The sequence below is a fragment of the Vibrio sp. YT-19(2023) genome (assembly GCF_033337395.1).
The window spans coordinates 1-529 of sequence record NZ_JAWOQN010001079.1; the positions used below are offsets into that span (position 1 = coordinate 1).

General features: G+C 49.0%; 1 pseudogene. It reads left to right on the forward strand.

Features of this window, described 5'->3' with window-relative positions:
- Nucleotides 1-529: pseudogene (locus R7E78_RS30160) on the forward strand (hypothetical protein); the annotation flags it as partial.

The window sequence follows — 529 nt, forward strand, 5'->3', positions numbered from 1 at the left end:
GTTGAATACGACAAATCCAACGTTTTGTGGGGGAACTACAACACAGGTATAACCGGTACTGACAACAACGACTACAACCGCAGCCTATATGGTTTCAAAGGTGACTATCGCACACGTTCTACCACCAAGTTCGGTGAAGATCGTCTTAACATCGTTGGCTTTGCCGCCGAATCGGATTCGCTGTTTGCGCACGATGAATTTTTAGGTACTGGCGGTTCGCTGTACTTCTTACGCCATGGCGAAGTTGTACCGGGCAGCGACAAAGTGATGGTTAAGGTGGTCGACCCAAACAGCGGCATCACCTTGCAAGAACTGCCGTTGCAGTCGGGACGTGACTATGAAGTCGACCCATACCAAGGTCGAATTATTCTAACCAAACCACTAAACAACATCATTTCTGACAACTTTGGCTCGGTCATTAACGACTCCCCAGCTGACGGTTATGACAACTATCTTGCTGTCGATTATGAATACGTGCCTCAAGGCAGTGAAGCGCTTGGTGCAATGACCGCTGGTGGACGCGTCAAAG